The sequence below is a fragment of the Cryobacterium levicorallinum genome (genome assembly GCF_004402405.1).
GTDB lineage: Bacteria > Actinomycetota > Actinomycetes > Actinomycetales > Microbacteriaceae > Cryobacterium > Cryobacterium levicorallinum.
In genome coordinates this window covers 393,390-415,756 of sequence record NZ_SOFE01000023.1, presented here as the reverse complement: position 1 = coordinate 415,756, position 22,367 = coordinate 393,390, and the positions used below count along the sequence as shown (strand labels likewise).

Sequence of the window (22,367 nt, the reverse complement as noted above, 5' to 3'; positions counted from 1 at the left end):
GAAACAGGTTCTGCCCTTGAACGCAAGTGACTATGCAGACCCTTGCAAATAACAAACCCGAATCGCATAAGCTTGCTAGGAATAAGGGAGTCTGCTGATGGAATCAAAGAAGCCGGAACTTGACCGGGTCGACCGTGCACTGCTGCGCGCCCTGTCGGTCAATGCTCGGGCCTCCGGTGCGGCCCTGGCCAGCGAGATCGGAGTGGCCGAGTCCACAGTATCGCTGCGACTGCGTCGGTTGCAGCAGCTCGGCCATATCCGTGGCTACCGGGCCAATATCGACCTGGCCGCGCTCGGCGCCAGCCTGCAGGCGCTTATCTCGGTGCGGCTGGCCAAACATGCCCGGGTGCAGATCGATGACTTTCGGAATGCAGCCCCGCACTGGCCCGGTGTGATCGGGCTCTTCCACACGGCCGGTGCCGACGACTACCTGCTGCACGTGGCTGCAGCGGATGCCTCGCACCTGCGCGACTTTGTGCTGGAACATCTCGCGGAGCATCCGGCCGTCGCCCACACCGAGACCAACCTGATCTTCGAGTATGTCGACGGTGATGGGTGGCAGGACCTGGTGAAGTAGACCGGTCAGCCACGAGGATTAAAACAAGAACGCCCCCCGCCTGAGCGGGAGGCGTTCTTCGCAAGCTCTATTTAGAGGGCGCGGATGTTCTCGGCCTGAGGACCCTTGGGGCCCTGGGTTACCTCGAACTCGACCTTCTGGTTCTCATCGAGGGACTTGTAGCCATTCGACGCGATCGCGGAGTAGTGCGCGAAAACATCGGCGCTTCCGTCGTCGGGTGCGATAAAGCCGAAGCCCTTTTCAGCGTTGAACCATTTCACGGTACCTGTTGCCATTTGTAAAACTCCTCCAGGAGTGTTAGACCGGCCCCGACTGTCGGGACCGTTCGTCGCGGTATTCGTCGTCCGCTTCCGAAAGGAATGTGGCGCACTAACTGTGATCCAGATGAATCACGATCAATGCGTTTAAGACGTGCAAGCACTACAACTTCGAGTCCAACACTAGCCCACAAGTCTGGATGGTTTCGGAATTCAGCGCCTTTTTTACCGGAAAGCGTGTCGTTTGCTGCGGAAAAGGGGTGAACTCCGGGTCCACCACTGGGAATGACCGCGAATGCGAAATTACCGAAAACGACGACAAAACCGTCATTCCGCTGTCACAAAGTCGATCAGGTGTTCCACCCGGCCGAGAAGTTGCGGCTCCAGATCGGCAAAAGTGCGCACCTGGCCGAGGATACGCTGCCAGGCCCTGGCAATATCAGCCTGCTCTTCGTGCGGCCAGCCGAGTGTCGCGCAGATTCCGTGCTTCCACTCGATGTTTCGCGGTATCTCGGGCCAGGCGGCGAGGCCGACGCGAGCCGGTTTCACCGACTGCCACACGTCGACAAACGGATGCCCTACCACCAGCACGTTCGCCGCAAACGGCCCGCGCGCCACAGCCTCCGCAATGCGACTCTCCTTCGACCCCGGCACGAGGTGGTCGACGAGCACGCCGACGCGGCGCCCGGCACCCGGTCGGAACGCGCGCAGAATCTCGTCCAGGTTGTCTACGCCCTCGATGTACTCGACGACGACGCCCTCGATACGCAGGTCGGCACCCCAGACCTTCTCCACGAGTTCGGCGTCGTGCCGGCCCTCAACGAAGATCCGGCTGGCGCGCGCGACGCGCGCCGGGGCATCCGGAACCGCCGTTGAGCCCGAGGCGGTGCGCACTCGGCCGAGGCCTGCCGCCATGGTCGGAGCTATCAGTGTGACCGGTTTACCGTCGATAAGAAACCCCGAGCCGAGCGGAAACAGGCGGAGCTTGCCGTGGCGGTCTTCCAGAGTGACGATCTTCTTCTCGACCCGAATGACGGCCCCGCAGAACCCGGTCGCAACCTCTTCCACCACGAGGTCCCTGGTCGCTTCCTGGGTCGGAATAATGATGCGACCGGCCTCGCGCCAGCCGGGGGAGAGCACGTCTGCGCTGTATCGATCGTCCATTGCATCGACGCTAGCTGATGCTCACCAATACGTTAGGTAGGCAACGGTATTCTGGAGACATGTGTGGTCGATTCATCATTACCGATACGGCGCCCGATCTGGCTGCCATGTTCGACGTCGAGCATGAGGGAGAGAACCTGCCGGAACCCTCGTGGAATATTCGGCCAACGGAGCAGATCCCCATCGTGCTCGAGTCGGCGCGCACCGATCCGGCCGTGCGCCGGCTGGAATCGGCGCGCTGGTCCCTGATTCCGGCCTTCGCCACCGAGCCCACCTCGAAGTTCCCGACCTTCAATGCGCGAGCCGAGACCGCCGCCGAGAAACCGACCTTCAAAACGTCGGTGCGTTCCCGGCGTGCGCTCGTGCCGGCCACCGGCTATTACGAGTGGCACACCGACGGAACTACGAAGAAGCCGTACTTCATCCACTCGGACGACGGCCTTCCGCTCGCCTTCGCCGGCTTGTACGCCTGGTGGAAGAATCCGGCGGCCGCCGACGACGACCCAGCGCGGTGGGTGCTGTCCGCCACAATCCTGACAACGGATGCTCTGGGCCCTCTCACGCAGATTCACGACCGCACCCCGGTTCCCCTGCCCGAGGAGTGGTGGGACCAGTGGCTGGATTCGGCCACGGACGGCGACCAGACGCTCGTCGATGCTGCCGTCGCCGCATCCCATGAGGTTGTGGAAACACTGAACTTCTACGCGGTAGCGCCGGTCGTCGGCAATGGACCCGAACTGATCGAGCCGCTCGACGCGATCGTCGGCGATTCCCTGTAATTCCGATCGGCCCCAGCCGGTACGCTCGAATAAGTACGTTCAAACCAGTTGCTGGGCGAAAACACCGGGCACTGCCGTGAAAGGGTTTCCCATGCACATTGTCGCCTTTATCGCCGCGTTCGCGATCTTCGTCCTCGGCCTCTGGCTGTTCGGTCTGGCGTTCTCCGTCACGTCGCTGATGGGACTGACCTTCGTAGCCGGAATTCTATGCGTGTCTCTCTCTATGGCGATCCCGTTCCACTTGTTGCGCGACTAGCAGCCACGCTGAACCCTCGCTGCTGTGAGACCGGCGCCCTCGGCGGGATGTCAGATTCCCGCGATACGGTAAATTCTCTCATCGTCTCTGAGACGATCTGCTCGCACCCGCAGAAAGGTACCGTTCAGGATGCATGACAGCCCGGCCGCATCCACCCCCTACGAGGTGCTCGGCGTGAGCCCGACGGCGACCAACGACGAGTTGCGCCGTGCCTACCGGCTCCTCCTGCGCAAAACTCACCCCGACGTCGGAGGCAGCGCGACCCGGTTTCATGCCGTTCAGCTGGCGTGGGAACGCATCGGTACTCCCGATCACCGGGCGGCCTACGATCGCCGTCGCTTCGGTGACACCGATCCAGAAGCGGATGCCTACGCCGCTCCTGCCGCCCGTGGCCCGGCCACGAAATCCAGCCTGAAAACCCGCATGCACGGTCACCCCGGCGGCCAGGCACGCCTGAGATACCTGGATCTCGTGCGCGAATGGGCCGGCCGCGGTACCGTCATCGACGATCCGTACGCGCCAGCCCTGATCCGCAGCGCCCCACGTCTCGTGCGCCACTGCCTCGCCAAGGCCCTCGCCGAGGAGGCCACCGCCCAACTCGTGGCCAACCTCGGCATCGGATTCACCGCCTGGCACGACATCGACACCGGCCCGCAGACCGACAAACTCGACCACATCATCCTCGGCCCGGCCGGCCTGTTCGGCATCCTCTCCGAAGACTGGGGCGGCCCGGTGCAGCTGCGCCGCGGCGAACTGGTCGGTGACGATCTCGACCCCGACGACCGCCCGATCCATCAGTTCGAAGACGCCGCCAAATCGATTACGCGTGCCCTCAAGGTGCGTTTCACCGCCCTCATTATCGTGCTGCCCGACGGCGCACTCGACGAAGCGGTGTCCCTGCCGAAGCGCGGCCGCCGCCCGATGATCATCGGCATTCCGCGGTCACGACTGGTCGGCGTGGTGCGTGAAGGACTGATCGGCATGGAACGGGGCAGCTTCGAGAAGGTCTTCGAGCTGCGCAGCACGCTGCAGAATGGCATCCGCTTCGTTAATGCGTGACGATCAGGCGGGTAGCGCCAACTTGTCGACCCAGTAACGCAGAAAAGTTGCCCCGGCTTCATCGTGAATCTGATCACCGATGACGATGACCGGATACGGCCGGTCGAGAATTCCATCGGCCGGGCGCACGTCGACGTGCGACACGTCGTAGCCGGCCTCGTGCAGGTGGTCGGCCATGCGGTAGTCGCTGCGCGAATCACCCACCGACCGCCACAACCGGGGAAGCGGACCGCTCTCGGCAAAGAAAGCGAGTGCCCGCTTGGCCGCATGGTTCTTGTCCAGGGTGACCGATTCGATATCGGTCGAGATGATGGTGGCGTCCAGCCGAAACGGAATCTGCCCCGAGGCATCGGCGCTTTCGCGATCCTCGAATCGAACGCCGAGCCCGTGCCCGACCATAATGGCGAAAGCGGCGTCATTGAACTCGGATTGGCGAGCCTGAAAGGCCGCCCGGCTGACATCGGTGCGCTGCTCAACCGAGATCATCGCCTGCTTGGTCTCGTCGAAGAACATCTCGGCGGCGAATGAGTCGGCGACCAGTTGGCGCACTTCGTCGGTGACGGCCAGCGGTAGGGCGACGGCCCGATCAACCACGACTGTGCCCATGCCGTCTGACCCGATCGGAAACCAAACAGCACCCTTTTCACACACCCCGTACATGCGAAAATTCTCGGGCAGACCCGCGGCCACGAGCGGCGCGACGACCTGCTCGCGAATGAAATCGGCAGACCGCCCCGTAATGAAGGCGATCGGCACGTGCGCCCCGGCCAGGGTGATCAGGTCGGTCACAATGCTCGGCGTACTGATCGTGCGGGTGATCGGGCTCGCAATCGGCCCGTCCACGTCCAAGAGCAGCCCCAGCGGGGACGGAGTGTTTGACATTGGGTCATTCTCCCATAGTGACGGGCGCCTGCTGCGAACGGATGCTCCGCGCGGCCCCTAAAAAGCGCCTATCGTAGTTTGAGATGATTACGCGACGAGAAGTAGCACTGCGCCTGGATATCCCCCTGGAAATGGCCACCCGCCACGGTATTCCGTCGCGCCTAAGCGAAGCTCAGCTGGCCAGGCTGGAGGCCGAACCGCCGGCCTGGTTGCTGCAGTCGCGCGCGAATCGCACCGGAAAGAAGCCGGTCTGGGTGCAGCTCACCTGCACCATCTGTGGCTACACCGAGGCCGTGCGGCCCAAGAAGTGGTGGCCGACCTTCACCTACATCACCTGCTCGAACCACCGGGCGGATGAACTGCCCGATCCGGCCGACGGCCTCGGACGCACCGAGTGCGACGGCATCGGCAGTCAATTCATCGGCATCACCGATGAGGCACCGAGCCGGAGCGAACCGACCCGCGATAGCAGCGAGTCCGGGGACCTGTAAATACGCTGACCCCACCGGTTGAGTGCGGCGTACGGGGCGTACGATCGCGGTATGAAGCTCGTGTCTCGAAATTCTCTCCGCTGGCTCCCGGCGTTCGTCGTTCCGGCAGTCGTTGTCGCTGCCGTCATTGCTGTGCCGCTCCAGGCCGGTGCCACCGTCGATCTGCCGGACAAGACACCGGAGCAGGTTCTCCTTCTGGTGAACGACAGCACGGTGTCCGCTTTCTCGGGAACCGTTGAACAATCAGCGGAACTGGGCCTTCCGTCACTAGACCTCAGCGCGGGCATGAGCGAATCCATGACGGGAGCCCTGCCCGAAGGCAACGACAGCGTTATTCCTTTGGGAGTGACCACGGCCCTCGAATTGCTGAGCGGCTCGCACGAATTTCGAGTGTATGTCGGCGGCGAAAGCCAGTCCCGGGTGCAGATCAAAGACCGCATGGCCGAACGTGATGTTGTGCACAACGGCGGAGACATCTGGCTGTATGACTCCAACACGAACGCGGCGACCCACCTGAGCCTCGACCTCGAAGCCACCGCCCAGGCGAAGTCCGCCCAACTGCAGTCACAGCTGCCCACCGACCTCGCGACGCCAGCACAGCTCGCCGAGCGCTTCCTCGGCGAGCTCGACCCGAGCACGACGGTCTCGGTCGGCACCGATGCCCGAGTCGCGGGGCGCAGCGTGTACGAGTTGGTCCTCACGCCAAAAACGACCGAAACGCTCGTCGCATCCGTTTCTATCGCCGTTGACTCCGAAACCGGGCTGCCGCTTCAGGTGACCGTGCTGGCCCAGGGGCAGAGCTCGCCGGCATTCCAGGTCGGCTTCACCGCCATCGACTTCGCGGCCCCGAACGCCGACCTGTTCGCCTTCACGCCCCCGGCCACGGCCACCGTGACGGAACAGGCCATGCCGGCTCCGACGGAAGGCGCTACCGGCGACCAGCCGGGCGATCACAGCTCGGCAGCGGGTCAGGTTCCCGTCATGACGGGTACCGGCTGGTCCACCATCGTCGAGGTGCCAGCAGCGGCCGTGCCGGCCGAGCTGAGCGCCAACCCCCTGCTTGACCAGCTGACCACGGCCGTCGACGGTGGCCGTGCCGTGACCACCTCCCTCGTCACGGTGTTCCTGAGCAACGACGGGCGGGTGTTCGCCGGCGCGGTTCCGCTCGCCGCGCTGCAGGCCGCCGCGGAGTGACAACGGTGTCCGGGACCGGCATCCTGCGCACGGCACGATGACCGGCACCGTGACAACCGCAAGCCAGGGTGACGGCCTGGCGATCGAGACCCGGGGGCTCACCAAAAAATTCGGCTCGCAAACGGCGGTGAACGGCATCGACCTCATGGTGCCGCGCGGCTCGGTCTTCGGCTTTCTCGGGCCCAATGGATCGGGCAAAACGACGAGCATCCGCATGCTCCTCGGACTCACCCAGGCGACGAGCGGCACCATCAGCGTGCTCGGTCAGCCCATGCCCGCCCGACTGCGCGAGGTGCTGCCCCGCGTCGGCGCCCTCGTTGAAGGTCCGGCCTTTTACCCGTTTCTGTCCGGTGCGGCAAACCTGCGGCGCCTCGATACCGCCGATCGGTTCGCCCCACGCGGTACCCGTCGGGCCCGAGTTCAGGGTGCTCTCGAACGGGTCGGTCTCTCCCATGCTGCCGATAAGAAGGTGCACGCCTATTCACTGGGCATGAAACAAAGGCTCGGCATCGCCAACGCCCTCATCCTCCCACGCGAGCTGCTGGTGCTCGATGAGCCCACCAACGGCCTCGACCCGCAGGGCATGCGTGAAGTGCGCAGCCTCGTGCGCTCGCTGGCCGCCGAGGGCACGACCGTGTTCGTGTCCAGCCATCTGCTCGCCGAAGTCGAGCAGATGTGCACGCACGCCGCCGTGATGAGTGCGGGCAGCCTCGTCGCGCAGGGCACCCTGGCCCAGCTGCGGCAGGTGGGCGAATCACGGGTCCACCTGCGCACACCGGACGCCGCCGGCGCCCTCCGGGTGCTCACCCACCTCGGGCTCGGGCCAGCACACGCCACGAGCGATGCCGCCGACGCGGTCGTCGTTGCGCCGCTCGGAGACACCAACTGGCAGCCGGAGGCCATCGTGACGGCTCTCGTGGCCGGTGGCGTGCGCATCCGTGGTTTCGCCATCGTGGAACCCAGCCTGGAAGAACGTTTCGTCGCACTGACCGGGGAGGGTTTTGATGTCGTCCAGTGAAATCCTGCCGCAGACGCCGGAGCGCGTTCTGTCAGCCCGCGCGGGAGGCTGGGATCTGCTCGGCTCGGAGATCTCCGTGCTGTTTCGTCGTCGTCGTACCTGGGCCATGCTCATCGCGGTGGCGCTCATCCCGATTTTGCTAGCCGTGGCCGTGCGTCTGTCCTCGTCGACGCTGGAACCGGGGGAGGGGCCGCCGTTCCTCGACCGGGTCACCCAGAACGGCCTGTTCGTCGGCTTCACCGCCATGGTGGTCGCCATTCCCCTGTTTCTGCCACTAACCATCGGAGTCGTCGCCGGAGACACCATCGCGGGGGAGGCTGGCCTTGGCACCCTGCGCTACCTCCTGGTGGCCCCAGCCGGCCGCGTACGGCTGCTATTGGTCAAATACGCCGGCGCTGCCCTGTTCTGCCTCGTCGCGACGCTGACGCTGACCGTGTCCGGCGCATTCATCGGTGCGGCACTGTTCCCGGTCGGGCCAGTGACGCTGCTCTCCGGCGACACCATCAGCGTGCCTGAATCGCTGTTGCGGTCGCTGCTGGTGGCCGCGTACGTCACGGTGTCGCTGCTCGGACTGTCCATGATCGGACTGTTCTTTTCCACCCTCACCGATGTGCCCGTCGGAGCCATGGCGGCAACAATCGTGGTCTCGGTGATCGCGCAGATACTCGACGTCATCCCGCAGCTCGACTGGCTGCACCCGTGGCTGTTCAGCCACTACTGGCTCGGCTTCGCCGATCTGCTTCGGCAACCGCTCGACCTGGGTTCGTTCGGCCAGAACGCGATCGTGCAGTTTTGCTACGTGGCCGTTTTCGGGGCTTTGGCCTATAGCCGATTCGTGACCAGGGACATCCTGTCCTGACCGACTCCCGTCACTGCTATGAATCTTAACGAGACAAGGCCGGATCCAGGGGATCCGGCCTTGTGAACTGTCTCAACCAGTCCTCGTTGATTTCTTGAAAGAAATCTCCGTGTCCGAGATGGGAATTGAACCCACACGCCCTTAACGGGCACTGGCACCTCAAGCCAGCGCGTCTACCAATTCCGCCACCCGGACTGGGTGAAACGGCCTCCGGATGAACCGGCTGCCGAGGTAATAACTTAGCACGGTTTAGAACGCCCGTTGTGTCACTGCACCCGTTGGCGACGGGTAGCGTGTGGTTATGGCTTCCTCCCCGAACACGATTCCGGCCGCAAGTTCCGCTGATTCAGCGGGTGCGTCACCCGGAACGGCCGCGGCGAAACTCGATCTGACCGCCGAAATCGCGCGCGATCTCATCCGTTTCGACACCACTAATTATGGTGAGGGTCGTTCAAACGGTGAAACGGATGCCGCCGAGTACGTTGCCCAGAAGCTGCGAGCCCTGGGCCTCGTGCCCGAACTGTTCGATTCCGAACCCGGCCGCACCAGTGTGGTGGCGCGGGTGCAGGGTCGCGATACGTCCCGCCCGGCCCTGGTCGTGCATGGGCACCTCGACGTGGTGCCGGCCGACCCGGCGAACTGGAGTGTCGACCCCTTCGCCGGCGTCATCAAGGACGGCTTGCTCTGGGGGCGCGGTGCGGTCGATATGAAGAATATGGACGCCATGATTCTGGCCTCCCTGCAGGACGTGATCGGCTCCGGCGGTGCGCCGGAGCGCGACTTGGTCATCGCCTTCTTCGCCGACGAAGAGGCCGGCGGTGTGCTCGGTTCCCATTTTCTGGTGAACGAACACCCGCACCTGTTCGACGGTGCGACCGAGGCGATCAGCGAGGTCGGCGGGTACTCCATCACCCTCGGCGGCCAACGCGCCTACCTGCTGCAAACCGGCGAGAAAGCCCTCATCTGGGTCAAACTGGTGGCCCGCGGCGAGGCCGGGCACGGCTCTCGTATGCATCCGAACAACGCGATCACCCGGCTCGCCGAGGCCGTGGCAAAACTGGGGCGTCACGAGTGGCCGATTCGGCTTACCGACACAACCGAACAGCTGCTCGGCGAGATCGCACGCATTCTCGACGTGGATCCGCAGCGGGTCGGCCCCGACGAGCTCGCCCTGGCGACCGGCACCGCCTCCGGCTTCATCCAGGCCAGCCTGCGCACGACCGCCAACCCGACCGGCCTCACCGCCGGATATAAGCACAATGTGATCCCGGATGCGGCCGAGGCGCTGATCGACATCCGCTCGCTGCCGGGGGAGGAAGACCTCGTGCTCGCTCAGATTCAGGACATCGTCGGTGCGGACATCGAAATCGTGACGATGCACCGCGATATCGGCCTGGAGACCGAGTTCAGCGGTCCGCTGATCGACGCCGTAGTGAGCACCCTGGAGCGCCACGATCCCGGAGCGCCGGTGCTGCCGTACCTGCTGTCCGCCGGAACGGACAATAAGGCACTGAGCACGCTTGGCATTAAGGGCTACGGGTTTGCCCCGCTGCGGCTGCCGGCCTACCTCGATTTTCCGGCCATGTTCCACGGCGTGGATGAACGAGTGCCCCTCGACGCATTAGTGTTTGGCAGGCGGGTTTTGACCGACCTGCTCTCCAGCTACTAGCAAGCCCTGGATCCGACACGGAGCGGGCATCCCTTGAATAATCTGAGAAAGCGAAGCGTGTGGACTTTCTGAATGCGATCATCCTGGGTCTGGTCCAGGGCCTGACCGAGTTCCTCCCGGTATCCTCGAGCGCGCACATCGCCATCGTCGGCCAGTTTCTGGGCACCGGCGAAGATCCGGGGGCACGCTTCACCGCCATCACCCAGATCGGCACCGAGGCGGCCGTGGTGATCTTTTTCTGGCGCGACATCGTGCGCATTATCGGCCAATGGGCCAGATCGCTCGGGGGCAGCGTTCCCCGCACAGATCCGGATGCCCGCATGGGCTGGCTCATCATTCTCGGCTCGCTGCCGATCATCATCCTCGGACTGCTGTTCCAGGACCAGATCGAGACCGTGCTGCGGTCGCTGTGGATCACCGCGACCATGCTCATCGTCTTCGGCATTCTGCTCGGAATCGCCGATCATGTCGGAGCCAAACGGCGCAGGCTGCAGGACATCACGGTCGGTCACGGCGTCATCTTCGGATTCGCCCAGGCCCTCGCCCTCATCCCTGGGGTGTCGCGCTCCGGCGGAACCATCACGGCCGGACTGTTTCTCGGCTATGAGCGCGCTGCCGCCGCCCGTTATGCCTTCCTACTGGCCATTCCGGCGGTGCTCGGCAGCGGCTTCTTCCAGATCTATAAGTCCATTGCCGAGCCGTGTCTGGCTGGCGCAGCCAACTGCACGCCCGAAATCTTCGGCCCGCTGGAAACGCTCGTGGCCACCGTCATCGCCTTCTTCGTGGCCCTCGCCGTGATCGCGTTCTTCATGAACTACATCTCCAAGCGCAGCTTCCTGCCGTTCGTGATCTACCGCATCGTGCTCGGCATCGTGCTGTTCGTGCTCCTCGGCACGAACGTCATCTCCGCGTAGCCCGCTCGCAAGGCGACCGCCCTTTGAAAGCTAGGCTGGTTGTATGCGTGCATGGGAACGACCCGAAATTGTCTCTGTCCCCGGGGAATCCAGTGCTCCCTGGCTCCACGACACCAAAACGGACAGCCTGGTGCTGGCACAGCCACGCGATGCGGCCCGTCTGTACGTCTGCGGCATCACGCCCTACGACGCGACGCACATTGGTCACGCCAACACCTACCTGGCCTTCGATACCCTGCAGCGGGTTTGGATCGACGCCGGCTTCCGGGTGCACTATGCCCAGAATGTGACGGATGTCGATGACCCGCTCCTGGAGCGGGCGACGGCCACCGGCGTGGACTGGCGCGAACTCGCCGCATCTCAGGTGGAGCTGTTCCGCACCGATATGCAAGCGCTCAGCATCATTCCACCGAACGATTTCGTCGCCGTGACCGAGGTCATTGACGAGATCGCTGAGGCGGTCGCCGCGCTTCGCGATGCCGGGCTGGCCTACCCCGTGCCGACCGACGATGCCGTGGCCGGTGCTGACGGGCAGATCGCCGCCGATCTTTACTTCGATATCGCAGCAGCGCAAGCGAACACGGGCTGGACGCTCGGCGAGGAGAGCAACCTCGACCTCGTGAGCATGCTCCGACTGTTCGCTGAGCGCGGGGGAGACCCTGACCGATTGGGCAAGCGCGACCGTCTCGATCCGCTGCTCTGGCGGGCCGCCAGGGCCGGAGAACCTGCCTGGGAATCCCTCGTCGGTGCGGGGCGACCCGGCTGGCACATCGAGTGCTCGGTCATCGCCCTGAAGGAGCTCGGCACCGACTTCACCGTGCAGGGCGGCGGATCCGACCTGATCTTCCCGCACCACGACATGAGCGCCGGACACGCGGAAGGGCTGTCTGGGCATCCGCTCGCCGGCGTCTACAGCCACACCGGCATGGTCGCCTACCGGGGGGAGAAGATGAGCAAGTCGGTCGGAAACCTCGTGCTGGTGTCGCGCCTGCGGGCCAGGGGCATCGATCCTCGGGCCATTCGTCTTGCCCTGCTCGACCGTCACTATCGCACCGACTGGGAGTGGACGTCCTCTCTGCTCGACGAAGGGGTGGAGCGTTTGGCCCGCTGGTCGGCGGCCTTCGGTGCCGGCGCCACGTTCGGCGCCGGTGCGTCCGGTTCAGCGACAGCAATCGTGCAGTCGCTTCGTTTGGCTCTCCGACACGATCTGGACACGCCGGAGGCGCTGCGCATACTCGACCACGCTGCAGCCGACACCGTTGACGCCCCTGAACTCGTCCATCGCGCCGTCCATGCCCTGCTCGGCGTGGAGCTCTAGAACCTACTGCCGCGGGCCCTCTGGCCGGCTGCCCGGCCCGTCGGGTCGACCGTCAGCGCGTCCATCACGTCCGTCAGTGCCGCGTTTTCGCAGGTATTTCTCGAACTCCTGCGCGATGGCTTCGCCGCTCGCTTCGGGGGAGTCGACGGTATCGCGGGCCTGCTCGAGCTGGGCGATGTAGGCGGCCATCTCTTCATCCTCACCGGCCAGCACATCGATCCCGGTTTCCCATTCGGCCGCCTCGGTGACGAGCGCACCACGGGGGATCACGACGTCGATCACTTCTTCCAGCTTGTCGATCAGGGCCAGCATCGCCTTGGGGGACGGCGCATTGTGCACGTAGTGGGGAACGGATGCCCAAATCGACAGCGTCGGAATGCCCGCCGTCTCGGCGGCGTCCGACAGCACGCTGAGAATGCCGACGGGTCCCTCGTAGTTGCTTCGTTCGATCTGCAATTCGCCGCGTACCTTCGAGTTGTCGCTCGACACGAAGATGGAAATGGGTCGGGTGTGCGGAACGTCGGCGAGCATCGCTCCCAGAAACACCACACCGCTGACATCGGCGGCGAGGGCAGCGTCGAGAATCTCCGCCGCAAAACTCTTCCAACTTCGTGACGGTTCGGTACCGATGAGCAGGTAGATGTTGCCGGCATTCGTACCACTGACCCGCAACTCGGCGTCCTCGGCCAGCGGAACGCTTACCGGGCCGGCGGCCGTCGGTCCGTACATGATCGCGCTCGGCCATCCGATGGCACGCACGCCGTCTTCATTGGTCGACACGGTCGGTCGGTTGAACTGGTAGTCAAAGTACAGTTCCGGATCGACCTCGGTAATGACCTCGACGTCGAGGAGGTCCTTGAGTGCACGTACTGCCCCGGTCGCAGCTTCGCCGGCATCATTCCAGCCCTCGAAAGCAACGACGAGAAGCCGCCCGCCCAGAAACCCAATACCGTCAGTCACCGTGTATGTCCTCAATTCTTTCGGCCTCCCGGTGGAGCGCCTCAGTCAAGGATAGGCGGTGGCCCTAGACTTGAATCCCGTGAATGTTTCTCCTGTGCCGCCCTCCGCGCCCGTTTCCCTTCCCGCCGCCGTCCTCTGGGACATGGACGGGACCATCGTCGACACCGAACCGTACTGGATGCGTGCGGAAACGGAGCTGGTCGCTGAATTCGGCGGCGTCTGGACGCATGATGATGGCATGCTGCTGGTCGGCTCCGGACTGTGGAACTCTGCGGCGATTCTGCAGTCCCGCGGGGTGGATCTCACGCCAGACGCCATTGTCGCTCGCCTCACTGACCGGGTGCAGCAGCAGCTGGCCGAGCATGGTATTCCTTGGCGCCCCGGTTCTCGTGAACTCCTGCAGGAGTTGAAGGCGGCGGCAGTGCCGACTGCGCTCGTCACTATGTCGGTCGAGCGCCTGGCTCGGCAGATCATCGACCTGATCGATTTTCCCGCGTTCGACCTGGTTATCGCCGGCGATATGGTCGCCAACAGCAAGCCGCACCCTGACCCCTACCTCGTGGCCGCCGAACGGCTCGGCGTCGATCCGCGCCGGTGCATCGCCATTGAGGATTCCGTTCCCGGCGTCGCCTCGGCGGTGGCCGCCGGTACCATCACCATCGCTGTGCCCCACCAGATCGACCTGCCGGAAAGCGACGACTACACCCGCTGGTCGACGCTGGTCGGTCGCACGATTGATGATCTGGCAGCGCTCTATCGTTTCTCCACCGCTGAACTTTCCGAACCCGTTCATCTTCTCGCCCCCACCCGGGCTGCCCAACACGAAAGCGCACCACTCGCATGAGCAACAACCAGGTAATCCAAAACAGTGGACTCTTTCGCGTCGGCGACCGCGTGCAACTCACCGGACCGAAGGGGCGAATGAACACCATTTCGCTCCAGGCTGGCCTGACCTTTCACACGCATCGCGGAATTCTCGCGCACGACGACATCATCGGGCAGCCCGACGGATCGGTCGTCACCAACAACGTCGGGGTCGAGCATCTTGCGCTGCGCCCCCTGCTGGTGGACTTCGTGATGAGCATGCCGCGCGGCGCGGCCATCATCTATCCCAAGGATGCTGCACAGATTTTGGCCCAGGCCGATATCTTTCCCGGTGCCACTGTCGTTGAAGCCGGGGTCGGTTCGGGAGCGCTCTCGCTCTGGCTGCTGCGGGCGATCGGTCCGGCCGGTCGGCTCGCTTCCTTCGAACGGCGGGAAGAATTCGCCGACGTCGCCCGGGACAATATCGCCACGTTCCTCGGCAACGATCCGGAGAACTGGACCATCACGCTCGGTGACCTCGCCGAAACCCTGCCGGAGACCCTGCCGGCGCAGAGCGTTGACCGGGTCGTCCTGGACATGCTGGCACCGTGGGAGTGCCTTGGCTCGGTTTCCGACGCCCTCAAGCCCGGCGGGGTCCTGCTCTGCTATGTTGCCACGGTGACGCAGCTATCTCGCGTGGCCGAGGCCATTCGTGGTACCGGGTTGTACACCAACCCGGACTCCAGCGAGACCATGATTCGTGGCTGGCACGTCGAGGGACTCGCCGTTCGCCCAGACCATCGCATGATCGGGCACACCGGCTTTCTCATCACCGCCAGACGGCTCGCTCCCGACACGATTCTGCCCGAACTGAAACGGCGACCGTCGAAGACCGACTTCAGTGACGCCGACGTCGAGGCGTGGACGCCCGGGGCGCTCGGTGAGCGCAATGTCAGTGCCAAGGTCATGCGCAAACGCGTGCGGATCGCCGGGACCAGCGCAGACCTCTCCAAAGCTCGAGACCTCGACGCCGGTTAGGATAGGGCTCGGCCCGTTTCGGTTGTAGTACGCGCGAGGCCTCGGCCGCGCCACCCGGTCACAGATCGACCCCGCAGCATCCAGCGCAGCGCCCAGTGCTGCAGCAACCCCGTATCGAAAGAAGGACTTGTGCGCAAAGCATCCGCGCTGATCGCCACCGCCGGACTCGTGATGGCGGCATTGACCGCCTGTGCCAGCCCCGGCACGGCCCAGGCCTCCTGTGACGCACCGGTCTCCGCGGGTGCCGCCTCCGAGCTGGTGAAAGTTTCCGGCGACTTTGGTTCGGCACCGGAGGTCACTTTTCCGACGCCCCTCAAGTCAGCGTCCACCCAGCGCACCGAGGTGATTGCGGGTTCGGGGGACAACATCGTTCCCGGACAGAAGATCACCGCAGAGTTCAACCTCTACAACGGTACGACCGGTGCTGCGATCCAGCAGAGTGCTTTCGACGGCTCAACGGCCGTCCCGATCATCCTCAACGAGAGCACCCTTCCTGGATTCGTCGACGGTCTGCTCTGCGCCCAGGTCGGGGCACGTGTCGCGATCGTCATCGCACCCGAGGACGCCTTCGGACCAGCCGGCGGCAACGAACAGTTCCAGGTCGCGGCGACGGACTCCCTCGTGCTCGTGGTCGACATCGTGAAGGCCTTCCTGCCTCGCGCCGACGGTGCAGACCAGCTGGTCGCCAACGGTCTTCCCGCGGTCGTTCTGGACGCCGACGGTACGCCCGGCATCGTGGTGCCGTCCGGCGATGCGCCCACTGAACTTGAAATCGGGGTCCTCAAGAAGGGCACCGGGGCCAAGGTCCTGGAAGATTCGACGGTCACCTTGAACTACACCGGAGTGCTCTGGAAAGAGAAGACGGTCTTTGATTCCAGCTGGGCGAACGGCAGCCCGGTCGAGTTCGTTCCCACTGAGCTCATCCCCGGCATGGCAGCGGCTCTCACCGGGCAAACCGTCGGGTCGCAGATCGTCGCCGTCATTCCGCCCACACAGGCCTACGGTAAGACCGCGTCGGGCGCAGTTCCGGCCGATTCCACGCTCATCTTCGTCTTCGACATCCTCGGCATCAACTAAACGGCGGGAGTGACCTCGTGCCTTCCCTGGTCGACCCAGACGAACGCGGCGACGCGCCCAAACCGCGCCCGGTCACCGCTCCGGAACGTCTGTTCAGCTTGGTCCTGGCGCTCGTAGCGACGGACACCGGGCTGACCAAGGCGGATATCCTCGCCAACGTTCAGGGCTATCGGCAGCGATTCCTGATCGCTGGACCCAATGGCAGTTTGGAGCGCCAATTTGAGCGCGACAAGGACGACATTCGGGAACTGGGCATTCCTCTCGAGACGGTCGAGACGCCGGACGATCCGGGCAGCAACCATCACTTGCGCTATCGCATACCGAAAGGGCTGTACGACCTCCCGGCCGATGTGACCTTCACTCCCGACGAAGTGTCGCTGCTCAAACTCGCCGGCACGGTCTGGCGTGAAGGATCGCTGTCCGGTGAATCCCGTCGCGCCCTGATTAAGTTGAATTCGCTCGGCGTCGACTCGAGCGAACCTGTGCTCGGCTACGCACCGTTGCTGCGCACGCGGGACCATAGCTTTGACCCGCTCAGCAAAGCGCTGGATCGCACCGAGGTAGTGGCCTTTCTCTACCTCAAACCGGGCAAGAGGAAACCGCTTCGTCGCGTGGTCGTCCCCCGGGCGCTCGTGCAGCATGAGGGGCGCTGGCACCTCTACGCGACCGATGAAGTCGCTCATGCTCCGCGCACCTTCCTCCTTTCGCGCATCGTGGGAGCGGTCAAGGTCGTACCGGCGGCGTTCCCGTCCCCGGTCACCGATGCTGCCAACGACGTGTCCGCGGGCACTGCCGCCGACAGTGCTCGCGCCCTGGCCGAATTGGAAGAACTGTGGGCGAGCAACGTCGCGCACGTCCTGGTGCAGCCGGGCACCGACGCGGCAGTGCGCCTCGGCGCGCGTCAGTCGGGAATCCCGGCAACTGACCCGGCGTCCAGCCCGGAGCGCGTCGTGCATTTCACCGACCTGCACGTTCTAGCCGACGAATTGGCCGCCTTCGGGCCGGAAGTATTCGTCGTTGGTCCTCCCGCACTCCGCACGGCCGTGACCAGCCGATTGCTCGCTGTTCGCGATGCTCATTCGCCCGACCTGCCGGTCGGGGCAGCCGGAGCGGCGCCGCGCCGCCGCCTGACGCAATCCAAAACGCAACCGGCCACGACGGCCGCGCAGTCGCGAATCGCCAGCGACCAGCTCACTCTCCTGCTCTCGCTGGTTCCCTACCTGATCGAGCAGGGTCGGGTGACCGTCACGGAGGTCGCCGAGCATTTCGACCTGCCCCCTGAGCGTGTGCGCTCCCTGGTCAGTCTCATCGCCTTATCCGGAATTCCCGGAGAAACCCGTCAGTATTTGCACGGCGATCTCTTCGACATCCTCTGGGATGAATTCGAGCTGAACGACCGCATCGTCCTCACCCATCAGGTCGCCATCGACGATTCGCCCAGGTTCTCGGCCCGGGAGGCTGCAGCGCTCATCGCCGGCCTGCAATATCTCTCGGCCCTACCCGACAACGCTGATACGGATGCGATTGCATCGCTGATGGCCAAATTGACCCGCGGGGCGTCTGCTCCGCCGACCCAACTCGCCGTCGCGCGGCGCGATGGCGGGGCGACACGTGCGCTCCTCCAGGCAGCTCTCACGTCGGGGATGCAGGTAGAGTTTGACTACCTAAACGCCCGCGGTGCTCAGGAACACCGTCTCGTCGATCCGCTGCGCATCGAATCTGTTGACAACGACTGGTACCTGCGCGGCTGGTGCCATCTCCGCGAAGCGGTACGCACCTTCCGTCTCGATCGCATCAGCGACCCGCGCACGACCAGCAGAGCACGCAGCATGCACGCCGCGGATATTCTGTTGCCCGATACCCTGTTCCAAGCCTCCAGCGGCGACCTGGACGTGCGACTCGAACTCGAAACCGCGGCGTTGCCGTTGCTCGCCGACTATCGCCCCGAACGGTCGGTTCCGGTCGGTACGGGGGGTCATACGCGCACCACCCTGCGGGTCGCCCACTCCCACGCCCTCAAACGACTGGTCGCGGGATTGGCCGGGATCGTCACTGTTCTCGAACCGGCCGAATCACGCCGCGTCGTCGCCGAGTGGGCGGCGGCCGGCGTCGCGCAGTACACCGATGCCCCAGCCAGCGAGGAGTAGCGGATGCCCTGGTGGTCCTGGCTGCTCATCTGGAGCGCGCTGACGCTGGGTCTCCTCGCCCTTCTGGTGTGGTCCGGTGTGCGGCTCTACCGAAAATCCCTCGGTGCGCTGCGTGGCTTCGAAGCCCTGGGCGATCAGATCGCCGCACTGAACGTGGACGTCAGCCCGAGGCCGGAGCAGTTCAGACCGGCCGTCTTCACGGATCTCGCGGCGCTGCGCCACGAGGTCGAGCAGCGCGAAGCGGAACGCGTCCATCGGCGGCAGGTGCGTCGCGACGGCCGGATCGTGCGGGGTAAACTGATGCGAAACGCCCGCTACGTTACCCGCTAAGACAAGAGGACACACCCTCATGCTGCAAAACCTGACCGGATGGCATTTCCTGATCATCCTCGTTGTCGTACTGCTTCTCTTCGGTGCGCCCAAACTTCCCGGACTCGCCCGCAGCCTCGGCCAGTCGATGAAGATTTTCAAAAGCGAAATCAAGAGCGACAGCGTCGACCCCGATCCCAACGCACCGACCCAGTCGGGCGATGACACCGCGAAGTCCGCGGGTCCGACCGACCCGGCCGCGAAGCCCTAGCTACCGTGGCGGTACGCACGCGTCGGCGTACGCCCGTTGAAGGCAAAATGTCGCTCGGCCAGCATCTGGTCGAGTTGCGTAAGCGACTCTACCTAGCCGCCGCTGGCCTACTGATCGGTGCGATTGCCGGATGGTTCCTCTCGGATTTCGTCTGGGACCAGCTGCGCGAACCGATCTACGCCATCATCAACGCCCAACATCGCAACGCTCAGATCAACTACCCCGACATCACGAGCGCCTTCGACCTCAAGCTGAAGATTTCTCTGTACGTCGGCCTGATCGTGTCCAGCCCCGTCTGGCTGTACCAGGTGTTCGCGTTCCTCGTACCAGGCCTGACGCGCACGGAGAAGAAGTACACCTTCGGTTTTCTGTTCACCGCCATCCCGTTGTTCCTGGCGGGATGCGCGGCCGGCTGGGTCGTGCTGCCGCACGTGGTCGAACTCATGACGAGTTTCGCCCCGACCGAGGACTCTGCATTCATCAACGCCCAAGGGTACTTCGACTTCGTGCTCAAGCTCGTCGTTGCCATCGGGATCGCCTTCGTCCTGCCGGTGTTCATTGTGCTTTTGAACTTTGCCGGTGTCATCAGTGCTGCATCCATCATCAAATCCTGGCGGATCGCCATTCTGGTCATCGTGCTGTTCACCGCGATCGCCACCCCCGCGGCCGATGTCGTGTCGATGTTCCTGCTGGCGATCCCCATGGTCATGTTGTACTTTGCCGCCTACGGGATCGCGTGGCTGCACGATCGACGCGCGGCCAGAAAAGTGCTCGCGTTCGAAAAGGAACTTGGACTCCGGGCACCCTAGGAGCCCGCTGTCGTAACTGATAAGGATCACGTGACGCACACGCAATCGCCGGCCGAACGCTACTCGGCCGCTCGCACCCGGGCCAGCCAGCCAAAACTGCAGGCCTTCGAAAGCGGTCTCAAGTTCGACCTCGACCCGTTTCAACGCGAGGCCTGCGCTTGTCTGGACGCGGGCAATAGCGTGCTCGTCGCGGCACCGACCGGTGCCGGCAAGACGATCGTGGCCGAATTCGCGATCTACCTCGCGATGCAGCAGTCTCGCGCAAAGGTGTTCTATACCGCGCCGATGAAGGCGCTCAGCAATCAGAAATTTCAGGAGTTTGTCGCCGAGTACGGTGCGGATCAGGTCGGATTACTCACCGGCGACAGCAACGTCAACCCCGGTGCGCGCATCGTGGTCATGACGACCGAGGTGCTGCGCAATATGCTCTACGCCGACTCCGACCTGCTGGCCGACCTCGCGTTCGTCGTTATGGACGAAGTGCACTACCTCGCCGACCGCTTTCGCGGCGCTGTCTGGGAAGAAGTAATCATCCACCTTCCGCAACCGGTGCGGATGGTCTCGCTGAGCGCCACCGTGTCAAACGCGGAAGAATTCGGAGACTGGTTGCAGGCGGTCCGCGGCGAAACCGACGTTATTGTCTCCGAGGAGCGCCCAGTACCCCTGGAACAACACGTTCTGGTCAAGAACAACATGCTCGATCTCTTCGATTCCACCGGTTTGATCGGCACTCATCGGGTGAATCCCGAACTCGTTCGGCTGTCCCACGCCGGCGGGCGTTCGGCCGGCGGGCGCGGCCGTGGCTCCGGCCGGCAGGGCGGTTCCTCCGGAGGGTATCGCGGTCATGACAACCACCGCCCGCAGTTCGATGCCGGCCGGATGGATCGCGGCGACATCGTGCGCATGCTCGACAGTAAACATCTGCTGCCGGCCATCTTCTTCATCTTCAGTCGGGTCGGTTGCGACCAGGCGGTGCGTCAGGTGCTCCGCTCCGGTGTGCGCCTGACGCAGGAACACGAACGCGACGAAATCCGCCAGATTGTCGACGACCGATGCCGCACCCTGCTCGACGAAGACCTCGGTGTGCTCGGCTACTTTGAGTGGCTCGACGGGCTCGAACGCGGAGTAGCCGCTCACCATGCGGGCCTGCTGCCCGCGTTCAAGGAGGTGGTTGAGGAGCTGTTTCAGAAGAAGTTGGTCAAGGCCGTCTTCGCGACCGAAACCCTTGCCCTCGGCATCAATATGCCGGCGCGCACCGTGGTCCTCGACAAGCTCGAGAAGTTTAACGGTGAAGCGCGGGTGCCGATCACGCCGGGGGAGTACACCCAGCTGACCGGGCGGGCCGGCCGTCGCGGCATCGACACGCTCGGTCACTCCGTCATCCAGTGGGCCCAGGGCCTGGACCCGCAGGCTGTCGCGTCGCTGGCCTCCCGTCGTACCTATCCGCTGAATTCGAGTTTCAAGCCGACCTACAACATGGCCGTCAACCTGATCGATCAGTTCGGCGTCGCCCGTACCCGAGGTATCCTCGAATCCTCCTTCGCCCAGTTCCAGGCCGATCGGGCTGTCGTCGACCTCGCGCGCTCCGTGCGTCAGCAGGACGAGTCCCTGGCCGGGTTCAAGACCAGCATGACCTGCCACCTCGGCAATTTCGAGGAGTACTCATCCATTCGACGACGGCTGACCGAGGTCGAGCGTGAAGGTACCAAGGCCGACAACTCACTCCGTGGGGAGCGCGACAAGCGGCAGCGTGAGGTGGCCAGCCTGCGCAAGCAGATGCGCGCCCACGGCTGTCACCACTGCCCCGACCGCGAGGCGCACTCCCGCTGGGCTGAGCGCTGGTTCAAGCTCAAGCGGCAAACGGATGCCCTCAACCAGCAGATCTCCCAGCGCACCGGCGCCATCGCGCGGGTTTTCGACCGGGTGACTGACGTTCTGCTCGGTTACGGCTACCTCGAATCCGACGCGCGCGGAACGATCGCGTTGAGCGAAAGCGGACGCATCCTGCGCCGCATTTACGCCGATCGGGACCTGCTCGTCGCCGAATCCCTGCGCCGCGGCCTGTGGAAGGACCTGGATGCCGCCAGTTTGGCCGCCATGGCCTGCGCTCTGGTGTTCGAGCCTCGCCGCGAGGAGGGGCTGATCGATGCCCGCTACCTGCCCAAGGGGCCGTTCCGACCGGCACTGGACGAGACGCAAGACCTGTGGAGCAGCATCGACGACCTCGAACGCAACAACAAACTGCCCGGCAGCAATCCGCTGGCGGTTGGCCTTAGCCTGGCCATGTGGAAATGGGCCCGCGGCGCGTCGCTCGCCGATGTGCTCTACGAAGCCGAAATGGCCGCGGGAGATTTCGTGCGCTGGACCAAACAGACCATCGACCTCCTCGACCAGCTCGTGCAGGTTGACCAGCGCAGTATCGCCGGTAACGGTCGCGTTGGGCCGACCGCGCGCGAGGCCATGGACTCGATCCGTCGCGGCATCGTCGCGTACTCCTCGGTGGCCTGAACCAGCC

The 22,367-nt window shown here is 64.3% G+C and carries 23 protein-coding genes and 1 tRNA gene; 19 read left to right on the top strand and 5 right to left on the bottom strand.

Annotated elements, in window-relative coordinates; translation table 11 throughout:
• The first annotated feature begins 97 nt into the window (after positions 1 to 97).
• The gene (locus E3O11_RS13990) at positions 98 to 577 is read left to right on the top strand and encodes an Lrp/AsnC family transcriptional regulator (RefSeq protein ID WP_092107921.1); all 480 of its coding nucleotides are present in this window, start codon (positions 98 to 100) and stop codon (positions 575 to 577) included.
• A 71-nt stretch (positions 578 to 648) separates the two neighbouring features.
• Here the strand turns inward: E3O11_RS13990 and cspE are convergent, their stop codons facing one another.
• Both cspE and E3O11_RS13980 read right to left on the bottom strand, forming a co-directional pair.
• Positions 649 to 852, bottom strand: a complete 204-nt coding sequence (gene cspE / locus E3O11_RS13985) for a transcription antiterminator/RNA stability regulator CspE (RefSeq protein ID WP_035840308.1) — start codon at positions 850 to 852, stop codon at positions 649 to 651.
• 309 nt (positions 853 to 1,161) lie between these two features.
• Complete coding sequence (locus E3O11_RS13980) at positions 1,162 to 1,998, bottom strand: DUF3097 domain-containing protein (protein WP_092448586.1); 837 nt, start codon at positions 1,996 to 1,998, stop codon at positions 1,162 to 1,164.
• 59 nt (positions 1,999 to 2,057) lie between these two features.
• Here E3O11_RS13980 and E3O11_RS13975 point away from each other — a divergent pair, with 59 nt between their 5' ends.
• The 3 genes from E3O11_RS13975 (at position 2,058) to E3O11_RS13970 (ending at position 4,092) form a co-directional block, all read left to right on the top strand.
• Positions 2,058 to 2,777: an SOS response-associated peptidase gene (locus E3O11_RS13975; protein WP_092448587.1), complete on the top strand. Its 720-nt coding sequence runs from the start codon at positions 2,058 to 2,060 to the stop codon at positions 2,775 to 2,777.
• A gap of 91 nt (positions 2,778 to 2,868) precedes the next feature.
• Positions 2,869 to 3,033, top strand: coding sequence for a hypothetical protein (locus E3O11_RS17710; protein WP_166787591.1), 165 nt, complete (start codon positions 2,869 to 2,871; stop codon positions 3,031 to 3,033).
• Between the two features lie 129 nt (positions 3,034 to 3,162).
• Positions 3,163 to 4,092 (top strand): nuclease-related domain-containing protein, encoded by a 930-nt coding sequence (locus E3O11_RS13970; RefSeq protein ID WP_092448588.1) that lies wholly within the window; start codon positions 3,163 to 3,165, stop codon positions 4,090 to 4,092.
• Between the two features lie 3 nt (positions 4,093 to 4,095).
• Here E3O11_RS13970 and E3O11_RS13965 read toward each other — a convergent pair whose 3' ends face one another.
• Positions 4,096 to 4,974, bottom strand: coding sequence for a hypothetical protein (locus E3O11_RS13965; RefSeq protein WP_092448589.1), 879 nt, complete (start codon positions 4,972 to 4,974; stop codon positions 4,096 to 4,098).
• An 83-nt stretch (positions 4,975 to 5,057) separates the two neighbouring features.
• On the opposite strand from E3O11_RS13965, the gene E3O11_RS13960 reads away from it, so the two are divergent.
• The 4 genes from E3O11_RS13960 to E3O11_RS13945 are packed head-to-tail and all read left to right on the top strand — an operon-like array spanning position 5,058 to position 8,536.
• Positions 5,058 to 5,465, top strand: a complete 408-nt coding sequence (locus tag E3O11_RS13960; protein ID WP_092448590.1) for a hypothetical protein — start codon at positions 5,058 to 5,060, stop codon at positions 5,463 to 5,465.
• Positions 5,466 to 5,516: 51 nt separating this feature from the next.
• On the top strand, positions 5,517 to 6,659 hold the full coding sequence (locus E3O11_RS13955) for a LolA family protein (RefSeq protein WP_092448591.1): 1,143 nt from the start codon (positions 5,517 to 5,519) through the stop codon (positions 6,657 to 6,659).
• Between the two features lie 37 nt (positions 6,660 to 6,696).
• Positions 6,697 to 7,677, top strand: coding sequence for an ABC transporter ATP-binding protein (locus E3O11_RS13950; RefSeq protein ID WP_092448592.1), 981 nt, complete (start codon positions 6,697 to 6,699; stop codon positions 7,675 to 7,677).
• A complete protein-coding gene (locus E3O11_RS13945) occupies positions 7,664 to 8,536 on the top strand; it encodes an ABC transporter permease (protein ID WP_092448593.1) in 873 nt (290 codons plus the stop codon). The genes E3O11_RS13950 and E3O11_RS13945 overlap by 14 nt, the downstream gene beginning before the upstream one ends.
• A gap of 110 nt (positions 8,537 to 8,646) precedes the next feature.
• Here E3O11_RS13945 and E3O11_RS13940 read toward each other — a convergent pair.
• Positions 8,647 to 8,731: transfer RNA gene (locus E3O11_RS13940), tRNA-Leu, on the bottom strand.
• A gap of 106 nt (positions 8,732 to 8,837) precedes the next feature.
• Between E3O11_RS13940 and E3O11_RS13935 the strand changes: the two genes are divergently transcribed.
• The 3 genes from E3O11_RS13935 to mshC are packed head-to-tail and all read left to right on the top strand — an operon-like array spanning position 8,838 to position 12,437.
• Positions 8,838 to 10,205: a M20/M25/M40 family metallo-hydrolase gene (locus E3O11_RS13935; RefSeq protein WP_092448594.1), complete on the top strand. Its 1,368-nt coding sequence runs from the start codon at positions 8,838 to 8,840 to the stop codon at positions 10,203 to 10,205.
• A 59-nt stretch (positions 10,206 to 10,264) separates the two neighbouring features.
• Entirely contained in the window at positions 10,265 to 11,119 is an 855-nt protein-coding gene (locus tag E3O11_RS13930; protein ID WP_092448595.1) for an undecaprenyl-diphosphate phosphatase, read from the top strand.
• A 43-nt stretch (positions 11,120 to 11,162) separates the two neighbouring features.
• Positions 11,163 to 12,437 (top strand): cysteine--1-D-myo-inosityl 2-amino-2-deoxy-alpha-D-glucopyranoside ligase, encoded by a 1,275-nt coding sequence (gene mshC / locus E3O11_RS13925; RefSeq protein ID WP_092448596.1) that lies wholly within the window; start codon positions 11,163 to 11,165, stop codon positions 12,435 to 12,437.
• A 3-nt stretch (positions 12,438 to 12,440) separates the two neighbouring features.
• Here the strand turns inward: mshC and E3O11_RS13920 are convergent, their stop codons facing one another.
• The gene (locus E3O11_RS13920; RefSeq protein WP_092448597.1) at positions 12,441 to 13,397 is read right to left on the bottom strand and encodes a proteasome assembly chaperone family protein; all 957 of its coding nucleotides are present in this window, start codon (positions 13,395 to 13,397) and stop codon (positions 12,441 to 12,443) included.
• Positions 13,398 to 13,476: 79 nt separating this feature from the next.
• On the opposite strand from E3O11_RS13920, the gene E3O11_RS13915 reads away from it, so the two are divergent.
• The 8 genes from E3O11_RS13915 (at position 13,477) to E3O11_RS13875 (ending at position 22,360) form a co-directional block, all read left to right on the top strand.
• On the top strand, positions 13,477 to 14,241 hold the full coding sequence (locus E3O11_RS13915) for an HAD family hydrolase (protein WP_255411845.1): 765 nt from the start codon (positions 13,477 to 13,479) through the stop codon (positions 14,239 to 14,241).
• Positions 14,238 to 15,239: a tRNA (adenine-N1)-methyltransferase gene (locus E3O11_RS13910; RefSeq protein WP_092448598.1), complete on the top strand. Its 1,002-nt coding sequence runs from the start codon at positions 14,238 to 14,240 to the stop codon at positions 15,237 to 15,239. Before E3O11_RS13915 ends, E3O11_RS13910 begins: the two co-directional genes overlap by 4 nt.
• A 129-nt stretch (positions 15,240 to 15,368) precedes the next feature.
• Entirely contained in the window at positions 15,369 to 16,316 is a 948-nt protein-coding gene (locus E3O11_RS13905; RefSeq protein WP_092448599.1) for an FKBP-type peptidyl-prolyl cis-trans isomerase, read from the top strand.
• A 17-nt stretch (positions 16,317 to 16,333) separates the two neighbouring features.
• Complete coding sequence (locus tag E3O11_RS18305) at positions 16,334 to 18,463, top strand: helix-turn-helix transcriptional regulator (protein ID WP_241994733.1); 2,130 nt, start codon at positions 16,334 to 16,336, stop codon at positions 18,461 to 18,463.
• A 3-nt stretch (positions 18,464 to 18,466) separates the two neighbouring features.
• Positions 18,467 to 18,793 carry a hypothetical protein gene (locus E3O11_RS13890; protein ID WP_092448600.1) on the top strand — a complete coding sequence of 109 codons (327 nt, stop codon included), beginning with the start codon at positions 18,467 to 18,469 and terminating at the stop codon, positions 18,791 to 18,793.
• A 19-nt stretch (positions 18,794 to 18,812) separates the two neighbouring features.
• On the top strand, positions 18,813 to 19,043 hold the full coding sequence (gene tatA, locus E3O11_RS18495) for a twin-arginine translocase TatA/TatE family subunit (protein ID WP_092448601.1): 231 nt from the start codon (positions 18,813 to 18,815) through the stop codon (positions 19,041 to 19,043).
• 47 nt (positions 19,044 to 19,090) lie between these two features.
• Complete coding sequence (gene tatC / locus E3O11_RS13880; RefSeq protein WP_092448602.1) at positions 19,091 to 19,852, top strand: twin-arginine translocase subunit TatC; 762 nt, start codon at positions 19,091 to 19,093, stop codon at positions 19,850 to 19,852.
• A gap of 30 nt (positions 19,853 to 19,882) precedes the next feature.
• The gene (locus E3O11_RS13875; RefSeq protein WP_092448603.1) at positions 19,883 to 22,360 is read left to right on the top strand and encodes a DEAD/DEAH box helicase; all 2,478 of its coding nucleotides are present in this window, start codon (positions 19,883 to 19,885) and stop codon (positions 22,358 to 22,360) included.
• Positions 22,361 to 22,367: the final 7 nt, after the last annotated feature.

Coding starts and splice junctions, on each gene's coding strand:
- E3O11_RS13950 (WP_092448592.1), top strand. CDS start 6,697: ATGACCGGCACCGTGACAACCGCAAGCCAGGGTGACGGCCTGGCGATC.
- tatC (WP_092448602.1), top strand. CDS start 19,091: ATGTCGCTCGGCCAGCATCTGGTCGAGTTGCGTAAGCGACTCTACCTA.
- E3O11_RS13960 (WP_092448590.1), top strand. CDS start 5,058: ATGATTACGCGACGAGAAGTAGCACTGCGCCTGGATATCCCCCTGGAA.
- E3O11_RS13890 (WP_092448600.1), top strand. CDS start 18,467: ATGCCCTGGTGGTCCTGGCTGCTCATCTGGAGCGCGCTGACGCTGGGT.
- E3O11_RS13945 (WP_092448593.1), top strand. CDS start 7,664: ATGTCGTCCAGTGAAATCCTGCCGCAGACGCCGGAGCGCGTTCTGTCA.
- E3O11_RS13980 (WP_092448586.1), bottom strand. CDS start 1,998: ATGGACGATCGATACAGCGCAGACGTGCTCTCCCCCGGCTGGCGCGAG.
- tatA (WP_092448601.1), top strand. CDS start 18,813: ATGCTGCAAAACCTGACCGGATGGCATTTCCTGATCATCCTCGTTGTC.
- E3O11_RS13910 (WP_092448598.1), top strand. CDS start 14,238: ATGAGCAACAACCAGGTAATCCAAAACAGTGGACTCTTTCGCGTCGGC.
- E3O11_RS13975 (WP_092448587.1), top strand. CDS start 2,058: ATGTGTGGTCGATTCATCATTACCGATACGGCGCCCGATCTGGCTGCC.
- E3O11_RS13955 (WP_092448591.1), top strand. CDS start 5,517: ATGAAGCTCGTGTCTCGAAATTCTCTCCGCTGGCTCCCGGCGTTCGTC.
- E3O11_RS13965 (WP_092448589.1), bottom strand. CDS start 4,974: ATGTCAAACACTCCGTCCCCGCTGGGGCTGCTCTTGGACGTGGACGGG.
- E3O11_RS13990 (WP_092107921.1), top strand. CDS start 98: ATGGAATCAAAGAAGCCGGAACTTGACCGGGTCGACCGTGCACTGCTG.
- E3O11_RS13970 (WP_092448588.1), top strand. CDS start 3,163: ATGCATGACAGCCCGGCCGCATCCACCCCCTACGAGGTGCTCGGCGTG.
- mshC (WP_092448596.1), top strand. CDS start 11,163: ATGCGTGCATGGGAACGACCCGAAATTGTCTCTGTCCCCGGGGAATCC.
- cspE (WP_035840308.1), bottom strand. CDS start 852: ATGGCAACAGGTACCGTGAAATGGTTCAACGCTGAAAAGGGCTTCGGC.
- E3O11_RS13935 (WP_092448594.1), top strand. CDS start 8,838: ATGGCTTCCTCCCCGAACACGATTCCGGCCGCAAGTTCCGCTGATTCA.
- E3O11_RS17710 (WP_166787591.1), top strand. CDS start 2,869: ATGCACATTGTCGCCTTTATCGCCGCGTTCGCGATCTTCGTCCTCGGC.